The sequence below is a fragment of the Streptomyces sp. NPDC002730 genome, assembly GCF_042888805.1.
Lineage (GTDB): Bacteria > Actinomycetota > Actinomycetes > Streptomycetales > Streptomycetaceae > Streptomyces.
This window is the reverse complement of sequence record NZ_JBIAQG010000017.1, coordinates 230,936-241,597: the sequence shown is the minus strand read 5'-3', so window position 1 is coordinate 241,597 and position 10,662 is coordinate 230,936. Positions and strand designations below refer to the sequence as shown.

Below are 10,662 nucleotides of genomic sequence, written 5' to 3'. Positions count from 1 at the left end.
GCGCGCCGTCTCCTCCGGAGACATGACGCGCCGTCACTACGTGACGGAGCGTTGCCCGTCGCTCCGCGACGAATATGTAACGCCGCTCCGCGGCATTACATGGCTGGCTAGGAGGAATGAGCCAGCCTCTCGCTTGGCCGTTACATAAAGTGTGGAGCTCGCGGGCATCGATGGCTTTGGTACCACATCTCTTACCTGCGACTTTATCTTATAGGAGGGCACTCTGTTCTAGTAACAAGGTCGACCTAACTTCCGTTGAAGGCCCTCCGGACCGCCCCTCTCGCCTAATGTGTACCCATTATGTAACGCTCTCGCCACGGTACATAATTTATGTAATGGCTACTCTCTGTACTGAGACTAGTGGTCTGGTCCTCTCGTGAAGCATTCGACGCCCGGAAAGGATGATCAAAAAAAACTTGCCAGAGGGATTCTGCAACTCGCCAAGAAAGTGGCTTACATTTCTGGTGCATCCACTCGCGTTACATAACTTATCTATTTCTGATGGAGTGTTGAGGATTCTGTACCAATTCTGGTGGTCAGCGTGAGAATAACCATTCGTCACTCATGCCACACCAACAAAAAAGCACCACCCGTCAGTGTCAACCAGATAGCCGCGCCTGCGCCGCTGATGCCCAAGTGGTGGTCGGCATGAGAATGACATGGCTCTTCGTCACTCATGCCACAACGGGTGAGCACCACGTCCGCACCAACGACGAGGGCACCGCACCTGCGCCACTGACGCCCAGACGACGAGGTCCAACTGGCACTCCCCCGCAGACCGTCATACACCGGCGGGGTTCATTTGCCACGGCCCGATCGAGGGCTTTCGCTTCTCGCTGAAGCCGCTGCGCACCGGCGTCCACATGGAGCCCATGCCCACCCCCTACGGGCGGCAGCTGGTCATCCGTGGCGTCCTGCCCGGCCCCGCACGCTGAGCGGGTGACCCGGGCGCCTCGCTGTCGTTGGGCACGGCATCGCGTGCATGAATACCCCCGCGGATAGGCGAGCGAGCCCCCAGCAGCTGACAGGCATGCGCGCCGCCATCGTCAGCGTAATTGCCGCCATGTCCGGAGTAGTTGCCATCACAACCGGCAGCCCGACCAGTCCGGCGAACCCGTTCAGGACCCCTCAAGGACGCAGGCAACTCGCCCGCGATCTCGCGCTCGGGCTCACGTACGGGGTCACGTTCGGGCTCATGGTCGGGGTAGTCGGGGTCACCTTCGGGCTCGCGCTCGGGCTCACGGTCGGCGCGCGGGCTTCACGGCGGTATGCGATGTTCCTGCTCTGCTCGCGCCGCCGCCTGCCGTTCCGGCTCGGCCTGTTCCTGGACTGGGCCGTCACCGCAGGACTCATGCGCTACAGCGGGCCCGCCTACCAGTACCGCCACCGTGAACTCCAGCACTGGCTACGCCAGCATCCCCAGCCCCCATCGGCGCCTTGACGACACAGCCCTGCCGCGGCTTATGCGGCACGTCCGTCCGGAGTGAGCATCCGTGCGGGAAGGCGTCGTCACGACGCTCTTCAGAACGGCACCGTCATCAAACCCGCCAAACGTCACCACCCCAACCTGCGAAATGAGGATGTGACACAGCTGCTGTCCGACCACGCGCCGCCGTGGACGAACTGACCCGTCGCCTCGGGCTCACCGTCGCGTGAACACGGCAGACGGCCACCGACCGCGCCGTAACCGGGGGCATCAGGCTGCCGTTGAACCCGGCATTGCGTGTCGGTTGACCAGTGCTTGTGTCCGTCGCGGTGTGGTTGCGTCAGTTCTGCCTGGTTCCGCGGGAGGTTGGGCGTACACTCGGGGTGCCGGCACTCGTTGCCGGTCGCGCACCGCTCTGGATACATGGAACTGCATGCCGCAGGGTTCGAACTGAGGCATGAAGAGCGGCTGGCATCCGTCATCGACGGGCGTTCGGTCCCTGGTGGACCGACTGACCAGCAGCTCACCCAGGACCATGGAACGCCGGTCGGCACGGGACGTCGCGGAGATGTGAGCCGCTGATGGAGCGTGACGGCGCTCGCCGCCCCCTGTGGACGGCGCGCAGTGGAAGCAGTGGCCCAAGTGCCCCTGCCGCAGGTCTTTCCTGCTGCGCGCGACGCCCAGGAAGTTTCGACGGCCTGAACGGGCAGGAGCCCGATGACGGCCTGCCTCCCCTGCTGCGCCGTCCCGAGCCGGTGGCGGACCCGCAGCCGGTGACCAAGCTCCGCGGGGCGCGCAAGGCGCTGCTTGCGAACCCCGAGACCTCGCTGGACGAGCAGGCGGCGAACGCCATCACCTCGGGTGCGGTGGACCCCGCGCGGCTGCAGGCGCTCTCCGCCGGTGAGCCGGTCAGCCTGCTCACGGCCAAGCCGGTCGTGGGCGGCACGCTGTATGCGACCGCGCCGCACTACCGCTACCCAGACCTCGACGTCCTGCCGGACTTCATCAACCAGCGGTGGGCGGACCAGCTGCGTACAGCCATGGACGTGGCGCCCTCCACGTCGCTGGTCACGTCGTACGAGACGCTCACCGATGCCGAGACCGCCAGGCCGATCGCGGTCTTCACGGTCCGTATGCGTGACCGCAAGGCCCTGGCCAAGGCGGTCGCCGCGAGCATGCGCAACACGTTCCACGCCCAGAAGGGCGAGAACGACTACACGCAGAGCGTGCTCCAGCAAGGCGTGAAGGAGCCGCTGACGCTGTTCGTGATGCGCATCGTGTACGAGGACGGCACCGAGGACACCTTCCTGGTCGCGGGCGACGGCAACAGCCGGCTGGTGAGCATGTGGCTGGCGCGCACGGGCGGCGACATCGAGGCGGCGATCTCGGCCTGCATCAGCTCCGTCATCGGCTCGACCGAACAGTCCGGGGGACGCAGCCGTGCGGAGCAGGCGGTCGCGCGCCGACGGGTGGCCGAGCTGACGGCGCGGACCCGTAAGAACCTGGCGGCGTCCACGCTGACAGAGGCGACCCGGCGGGAGGGGCACACGCTCGCCTTTCCCGCGACCGTCGTCGTCGGGGCGCGGGCCGATGGGGGTGAGCCGCTGGCGGACCTGGTGGCGGCCCGGGACGACCTGCTGGCCAACCTGCACGTGCACGTCACGGCCTGGACGCCGGGGGCGCAGAACACGCAGGGCATGCAGCGGGTCTACCGGCATGGCCTGGGCGAGGGTCTGATCGCCCCGGACGTGCACCGGGTGCTGTCGGGCACGGTGGGTGCGCAGGCCATGCACGAGCTGCTCGGGGTTCCGGCGCACCGTCTGTGGTCGGCTGCGGTCCATCAGCACGCGGTGCTCGCCGGGCCGCACGCGGACGGTCTGAACCGGCTGATCAAGCAGGAGTTCGGGATGGGCAAGGCCGACCGGCAGCGGGTCAGTGAGCGGCTGGCGCCCATGGCGCTGTCGGCCTACCGCAGCCAGGAGGGCATCGAGCAGCCGCTGCGGGCCTTCGGCAACGGCGGCACGATCACCGACCGGGTGTGGAAGCAGCCGTGGGAGCTGACCAAGGGCGACGACGCGTTCGAGGTGCTCGACGGCGTCCTCGGGCGCGCACTGGCCGGCGAGGCGGGTGCCGTGGCGGAGTTGACCGTGCTGGGCGGGAGCGCGGCGATCCTCGATGGCTACATCACGCGGGACCGCGGCTCGAAGGAGGGCACCGACCGCGACAGCCGGAAGGCGCCCTTCCGGGCGACGCCGGTGAAGCTGCTGGATCTGCTGTCGCAGACCTCCGGGGGCTTGCGGATGCTGCACTCCATCGCCTGCGCCCACGTCGCCGCCGACCCGGCCGTGCTGCCGAAGCTGTTCCACACTCAGGAGCGCGAGGTCGACGGCGTGCTGGTCCTCGACGGCGAGCCGGTGCTCGACCAGGCCGGTGAGCAGGTGATCATCGACTACGAGTGGGACCTCGTCCACGCCGCCGACCCGGCCGAGGCCGAGCGCACCATCGCCAAGAACCGCGCGGCGCTCAAGACGGGCGGCGGATCGCAGGAGCGCGAGGCGGAGGACGTGCGCCAGCGCCGACAGCTCGAGCAGGGCATCGCCTCCGCGTCCAAGGCCGCTCGGGCCCTGGCCCGCATGAGCCAGAAGCGCGGCAAGGGGGTCTTCGGCACCTTCGACGGAGTCCAGGCGCTGCGTGACCAGCTGAAGAAGCTCGACGAGGTACTCGTCGCCTTCGGGCCGGCCGACACCTCGATCATCGTGATCGACGAGGACGAGGACGAGGAGGGTGCCGAGTGAGCGCCCCTCTCGCGCTGCCTGCGGCAATCGGCCGGGCGCTGCGGCCGGTCCTGCGGCTGATGGGCCCGGTGCTCGACTACGGCGCGGCCCAAGTCGGCCGCGGGGGCTCGCCGGTGGTGGTGTGTCCGGCCCATCCGGCGGCGGTGCGCCGCCGGGTGACGGCGAGCTGCGCGGTGTATGTCGCATGGGACAGCCGGTGCGGGTGCCGGTATGTGGGCAGCGTGTGCCGCCAGGGAGCGGGCGCGGTCGGCGACCGGCTGGCCGAGCACTACGCGCACCCCACGACCGGAGTGCTCCGGCGGGGGGCCTGGTCCCTGCTGACCGTGCTCCCCCTGGCCGACCAGGCCGCCCTGGAGGTGGTCCGCAACGCTGAGGGGTGGACGGCCCGGCTGCTGAACCCGGTGGACGGATCCGCTCACCCGCGTATCAACCTCGCGCAGACGCCCGCCGCGCTGGTCTCCCGGCCCGCCCGGGAGACGGAGTTCATCCGCTCCGGCGGCGCGCTATGGGGTCCGGCGTAGCCGTCATCGAGGCGCACAGCGGCCCTCCGTTCCACGCCACCAGGGGGCCGCTGTGCGGGGCGCAGCGGCACGGGGCAGGTCAATCCCGGCCGGGCAGAGCGGCCCCGCGGATGCATGTGGGGAAAGAGGCAGGTGTCGTTCCCGCGCCCATGTCATTCTGGCGGGTTGGCCATGGGACGAGAGAAAGCAAAGACGATATGACAGCACGTACGTACGAGCCCTGGGCTGCACCGGTCGTCACGGCGGTGGCGGGTGTGCTCGGCGACACCGCGCAGGGGCTGACCGGGCGGGAGATCGGGCAGCTGCTGGCGGCCGTGAGGGTGCCGGAGGTGGAGGGCGGCAACAAGCGGGACCGGCTGGCCGGGGCGCTGCTGGCGCAGCAGGCACGCCAGCAGGTGTCGAACTGCGTGATCGCGTTCATCACCGCGGCGATGGCCCCGGTGCGCTACGCGCAGCAGCCGCAGACGTTCTCGCGCCGGCAGGACGACCTCAACGAGGTCCTCGTCCACGTCGGGCTGCGGGTGAACGACGAGGGCAAGCTCGCCAAGGGGGCGGCAGCGGCCACCCTGAACCAGGCCGCGCAGCACGCCAGTTCGCTGCGGTCCGAGCTGCGCCGGCGCTCCACACATCCGGAAGTGCTGCGCTACTGCACGCTGGAGATCTTGGCCAAGAACCCCTTCCACGCCAGCCTGGAGGCGGTCAAGTCGGTGGGCGACCGGCTGCAGAAGCTCACCGGCCAGGGCCTGGACGGGGCGCGGCTGGTCGACGCGGTGCTCATGCCCGGCCAGGGCACCGCCCGGGTGGCCGTGAACACGAATGCCACCGTCCCCGAGCTGGATGAGCAGAAGGGGCTCGCGAACCTGGTCAAGGGCTTGTTCAGCATGTACCGCAACCCAGCCGCGCACGAGCCGCGGCTTCACCGCACGGTCACCGACGAGGAGTTGCTGGAACTGCTGACCACGCTGTCGATGGTGCACCGCCGGCTCGATGGCGCGCACGTCACGCCCTGAGGCCAGCCGCAGCTGCCATCAACGCAGCCACGAAGCGGCCTGTCGACCAGGGCCCGTATTGCCGCCTGGTTTGTACGTGAGTAGCGACGTCGTTTTGACCTGAAATTGGGAGTCGTACGCTCTCGCGAATAGGTGGTGTTCACGAGAACGGGAGGTAGCCACCCCGAGCTTCGCTCAGCTGCTGTGTCGGACCAGGACTCCTACCTCTGTCCCCAGCCGCGAGCTACACAATGGCGTTGCCGAGCGCATCCGGGTGTCGTTCTCCCCCGGAAAGCCGCCGGGAGGGTGTCGCAGAGCAAGGCGGACAACCAAGCGCGCTGTGCTGTGTGGATCCCAGAGGTCGCGCAACTTCCAGCCGTCGGAGGCCCACTTGAGCGTGATGGTCATGGTGAACCGTGCAACCGGCGCTTTCGAGCCTTTGCCCGTCCCACCAAACAGCCCCGAATATCAGCCCCCCACAGTCGCCGTATCGCCGTCGTACCGTGACCGTCATCCCGGCCAGCCGCCAGCCCAGGCCGGGGCGGAAGCCAGGCTGCGGTCAGCGACAGGACGCAGCTCATGAGCGATCTGACGGCAGGGATCTTCGCCGTGGGCGGCGCTCTTGTGGGCGGGGCCGCGACCTTCGTCGGCACGGTCTGGGAGCACCATCAGCATGCGAAGACTGCACGGACAGAGATGGCTATGGCAGCTGTTGACCTGGTCATGACCGAGTTCGCGGAGATCCAGAAGGTCATCCGCCTAAAAGCGGGCAGCTACGACTGGCCAGCGGAGGACACTCGCCGCACAACGCCAGGCGCCTTCTGGAGATCGACGACCCTCGCCAAGCAGAAGAAGATCAAACGCTTCAATCTCATGCAGGACCGCCGCGAGCGAATCGAGCTCGCGATGCTGCGAGTTCCTGACGCTCCCCTGCGGCTGCGCATCCTGGTGGACATCAGGATGATCTATACCCTCCCCACAGAAACGTCGGCTGCAGCCAGCCACAGGCGCGACGCGCGTATCTGCAGCGACGCACTGGAGTGCTTGGGGGCATACCGGCGGGGGGAGCCCATCCCAGAACCGGATCCCGTCGTCCAGGCGGCATTCCAATCATTGAAGAGGTACACAGGTGTTACTGGGCGGGACCGGCTGTAGAGGCTCGGAACCCCTATCCCTGGACAGCTACCTTGCGGTCGGGGGCAGAGATTGGAGCATCGACCCACCCGTCACTGACCTGGACAACGCCCTGCTCGGCGGGTCAACACCGCACGTTCTCCACAGCTTGCATGTCTATGCAAAAGCATGACAAGCCGTGAGTGTGTCCGACCCCCATGAGCGACTCCCAAACTCATCGACATTGATCACGGCGGCGATACGCGAGCGACTCCCGAAGTCGTCAACAAACGACACCCGTTCCCGTGTCCACAGCCAGCCGCCCGACCGTTCCGGCACGGCGTACGACGGACTGGTGGGCGCTTCAGGCCCGGGCCGGGTCGACGTCGTCGACCAGCGTCTTGCTCAACTCCCTGAGAGCAATGGGTGTTCGACCTCGGGCCGGGCCCGCCTCGGGCCGACCCGAGGTCCGCTCGCCCCTTCGCCTCCCACACCACCAGGCCGAGTGGGTACACGGCGCAGGCTGAGCCACGACGGCGGTCGGCGAACAGGGAGCGACACCTGGTCCTCGTCTGTGTTCCCACCCTCCACCGCACGCTCTGCGCCGATCGAGCAGCTGCGCGCCCTCGTCAAGCGGCCGCGCGAGCGGCGACGTCGGCTGCGGTGAGTGCGCAGCGGGCGGCCTCCTCCAGGGTGTGGTGGTCGGCGTGAGAATGACATGGCCTTTCGTCACTCATGCCGGCAACGAGTGAGCACCGCCCGTCAGTGTCAACTGACGCTCAGACAACGACGTTCAACTTGCGCTCCCCCGCAGACCATCAGTCTTACGGGGCGCCGCGCGCCGCTCTGGGCCGGCCTGGCCAGTGGCGGGCGGTCGTGTTAGGCGCCGATGCCGATGTAGGAGACGTAGGTGTAGGCGCCCCAGTCGGAGTCGAGTTCGGCGATGACGTCGTCCCAGAGGTCTTCCAGGGTGTGCAGGTCGCTGGCGACGAGGGCGTCGACGGCGTCGTCCCAGATGTAGCGGACCTGGCGGTGCTGGATCCTCAGGTTGTCGCGGCGGCGTGGTTCGTCGACGACGGTCTGGTTGACGGGGTGGATCTCGATGCGGGTGCCGCGGCCGTTGCGGTTGAGGTGTTGCTTGAGGGCGCCGGGGTTGGTGAGGACGTTGTGGGCTCGTAGGTTCCAGTAGGCGGTGTCGATCGCTTCGAGGTTGGCTGGGCGTGGGCGCTGGGTGCCGCGGGTCCAGGCGCGGATCGTGGCGGGGGTGGCGTGGATGCCGGCGTCGGTCAGGGCTTGGGGGCCGCCTTTGGTAGTGGTGAGGTAGCGCATGCGGGCTTTCAGGCCGCGGCGGGTGTCGACTGGGGATTTGATTCCGCCGTCGATGATCATGCGTTCGAGGGCGTCTTCGAGGGCGCGGGCGAGGGCGATTTTGCCGTGGACGTTTCCGGGGTCGCGGTCTGCGCCGTAGTTGCCGAAGTTTTTCCATCCGTCGGTCGACATCTATCGGGTGCTCTTCCTCGGCAGGTGGTATTGGTCTTTTTGTTTCATCTGGGTGGTGAGGCGGCCTTCGGTGAATACGGTGCGCCAGTCGCCTGCTACGTGGAGTTCGTCGGTGCCGCGGACGCGGACGACGGTCAGGCCGTTGCTGTGGGCGCGGTGGGATTTATACCAGAGGTTTGCGAATGCCTGGGAGCGGATGATGTGCATCCAGTCGGGTCGGCGGATGTCGCGGTTGACGCTTGATTCTCCGATGGTGGAGGTGAATTTTGAATACATGGCTTTGATGTATTCGATGGTCACCGTGTCGTCGTCTTTGATGGCGTTTTCGCGGGCCTCGGTCAGGACGCGGCGGAATTTTTCCAGTAGGCCCTCGCTGGCGCCGGAGGTCCAGCGTTCAGTGATGTGTGGGGCCTCGCACATGCCGAGCCGCGCGCAGCGGATCAGCAGGCGGATGGTGGCGTCGTCGAGGAGGACGGGGCCGTCTTCGCGGCGGTTGCCGATGGGGTCGGGCAGTTGGGGGTGGTGCCAGGTGGGGCGGGTGGGGAGGCGGTAGATGCCGGAGCGTTTGGGGTCGAAGCCGCCGTTGGGGTCGTGGATCAGGGCGCCGATGGGCAGGTGGGTCTTGAAGGCGGACAGGAAGCTGGCGTTGGTGTCGAGGGCGTTGACGGTGATCGGGGGGTGGGTGCCGTTTTGGAGGGCGTCCATGAGGTGGGTGTTGGTCCAGTTGTGGCGGCCTTCCCAGATTTCGTCGGCGCCGTCCTTGGTTTTCTTTCGGAGGAATTCGAGGGTTTCCGGGTAGACGGTGTGCTCGTAATTTCCGCCGACGCGGGTTGCCTCGAATAGGGCCATTGCATTCGGGACTGCCTTTTTCACTAGGGCTTCGGTTGCGGCGGTGATGTCACCGTCGTGGTCGTGGAGGGCTTCGTCGACGGCGCGGGTGATCATGCCGGTGAAGTAGCTGTAGTCCCGGTTTGCGTATCCGCCTTCGGGCGGGGGTGAGGCGGCGCGGCGGGGCGATGGCCTGGGTGTGGCGGCAGTGTGGGCCGTCGGGGCGGGCCGGGTGGGCGCGGGGTCCGGGGGTGGGCTGGTGGGGGCTTGGCGAGGCGCCTGCAGGGTCTGTGCGGGGGTGTGCGGGGTCATGGCCGGGGGTGTCTGCGGTGCTGGGCTGGTGTAGGGGTGGGTGGGGTCGGTGATGCGGGCGTGGGCGAGGTCGGCGTGGAGGGTGAGGGTGGCCTGCGGGCCGAGGTCGCGTTCGGTGATGGTGGTGTGGATCTGGTCGGCGTCGCGGGTCAGGGTGATGGTGATGTCGAGGCTGAGCGCGGCGATCAGCTGGGGGTCGTCGGTGTCGACGGCGGCGAGGACGGGGAGTTCGTGGGTGCGGGCCAGGTGGGCGAGGGCCTGGGCGGCGTCGGTGATCTGGGCCGGGCCGGACAGCGGCAGCCGGGGGTCTTCGGTGGTCTGAAGGCGGTCGACCACGACGAGGGCTAGGCCGGGCAGGTCCGGGACGCTCTCGGCGATCGCGTCGGTGGTCAGGTCGGTGCCGTCGTCGATGTACAGCGGGGCTGAGGCCAGGTGGTGGTGGAGGGCCGCGGTGTCGTCCTGCTCGGTGGGAGTGAGGCGGCCGGCTCGCAGGCGACGGTAGTCGACAGGCAAGTGCGCGGCGACGATGCGTGCGGCGATGTCGGCGCGGGTGAGTCCGGAGGCGGCGTACAGGACGGGTTGGTGCTGGTCGAGGGCGCTGGTGCGTGCGGCGGCGGTAGCGACCAGGCTGGACCCGGCGCCTGGGGCGGCGGCAACGAGATAGAAGCGGCCGGGTTGGAGGCCGCCGAGGGCGTCGTCCAGGGTGCGGATGCCGGTCGACAGGCCCATCAGGGGTGCGGGTGTGGTGGTTTCACCGGTGGGGGCGGTGGTGGGGAGGACCGTGTCGAGGGCTTGGGCGAGTGCGGCCAGGCGCCGCGGGGTGCGCGGCGCAGTGATGGCTGGTGGGCAGCTGGCCGGGGTGGCCGTCTCGTGGCCGGTACCGGGCATGGCGGGAGTGGGGGCCGACGGGCCCGGCTCAGGCGTGGTCGAGGAGGCTGCCGGAAGGGTGGTCGGCGGTGCGGCCGGGTGCTGGGGTGTCGGAGTGCTGGGTGTGGGGGTGGCGGGGGTTGGAGCGGTAGCGGCTGGCGGGCCGATGGGGGTGGTCGGCGGGACCGGTGTGGTTGGGGAAGTGCCGGGTGAGGCGGGGGGTGTATTGGCAGGTGCAGGCGTTTCTTGGGCTGCTGGCGCCGGTTCCGGCTGTGGTTCTGAGGACGTGGTGGGTGCAGCCGCCGCTTCGG

Annotated in this window: 7 protein-coding genes; 5 read left to right on the top strand and 2 right to left on the bottom strand. The window is 68.3% G+C overall.

The window, feature by feature from the left end; all coding sequences use genetic code 11:
• Positions 1–1,063 precede the first annotated feature (1,063 nt).
• From ACFYXH_RS36585 to ACFYXH_RS36565, 5 genes are all read left to right on the top strand, one after another.
• On the top strand, positions 1,064–1,441 hold the full coding sequence (locus ACFYXH_RS36585) for a hypothetical protein (RefSeq protein ID WP_389572490.1): 378 nt from the start codon (positions 1,064–1,066) through the stop codon (positions 1,439–1,441).
• A gap of 758 nt (positions 1,442–2,199) precedes the next feature.
• Positions 2,200–4,221 (top strand): hypothetical protein, encoded by a 2,022-nt coding sequence (locus ACFYXH_RS36580; RefSeq protein ID WP_389572488.1) that lies wholly within the window; start codon positions 2,200–2,202, stop codon positions 4,219–4,221.
• Positions 4,218–4,742, top strand: a complete 525-nt coding sequence (locus tag ACFYXH_RS36575; protein ID WP_389572485.1) for a hypothetical protein — start codon at positions 4,218–4,220, stop codon at positions 4,740–4,742. Before ACFYXH_RS36580 ends, ACFYXH_RS36575 begins: the two co-directional genes overlap by 4 nt.
• A 197-nt stretch (positions 4,743–4,939) precedes the next feature.
• Complete coding sequence (locus tag ACFYXH_RS36570; protein WP_389572482.1) at positions 4,940–5,752, top strand: TIGR02391 family protein; 813 nt, start codon at positions 4,940–4,942, stop codon at positions 5,750–5,752.
• Between the two features lie 558 nt (positions 5,753–6,310).
• Positions 6,311–6,886 carry a hypothetical protein gene (locus ACFYXH_RS36565; protein ID WP_389572480.1) on the top strand — a complete coding sequence of 192 codons (576 nt, stop codon included), beginning with the start codon at positions 6,311–6,313 and terminating at the stop codon, positions 6,884–6,886.
• A gap of 837 nt (positions 6,887–7,723) precedes the next feature.
• Here ACFYXH_RS36565 and ACFYXH_RS36560 read toward each other — a convergent pair.
• Both ACFYXH_RS36560 and ACFYXH_RS36555 read right to left on the bottom strand, forming a co-directional pair.
• Positions 7,724–8,344, bottom strand: a complete 621-nt coding sequence (locus ACFYXH_RS36560; RefSeq protein WP_389572478.1) for a hypothetical protein — start codon at positions 8,342–8,344, stop codon at positions 7,724–7,726.
• Positions 8,345–10,372, bottom strand: a complete 2,028-nt coding sequence (locus ACFYXH_RS36555; protein ID WP_389572475.1) for a DnaB-like helicase C-terminal domain-containing protein — start codon at positions 10,370–10,372, stop codon at positions 8,345–8,347. It lies immediately after the preceding gene.
• Between the last annotated feature and the right edge of the window lie 290 nt (positions 10,373–10,662).

What these genes read in the sequence shown, in the direction of transcription:
- ACFYXH_RS36585 (WP_389572490.1), top strand. Translation starts at nt 1,064, where the DNA reads ATGTCCGGAGTAGTTGCCATCACAACCGGCAGCCCGACCAGTCCGGCG.
- ACFYXH_RS36570 (WP_389572482.1), top strand. Translation starts at nt 4,940, where the DNA reads ATGACAGCACGTACGTACGAGCCCTGGGCTGCACCGGTCGTCACGGCG.
- ACFYXH_RS36565 (WP_389572480.1), top strand. Translation starts at nt 6,311, where the DNA reads ATGAGCGATCTGACGGCAGGGATCTTCGCCGTGGGCGGCGCTCTTGTG.
- ACFYXH_RS36560 (WP_389572478.1), bottom strand. Translation starts at nt 8,344, where the DNA reads ATGTCGACCGACGGATGGAAAAACTTCGGCAACTACGGCGCAGACCGC.
- ACFYXH_RS36555 (WP_389572475.1), bottom strand. Translation starts at nt 10,372, where the DNA reads ATGCCCGGTACCGGCCACGAGACGGCCACCCCGGCCAGCTGCCCACCA.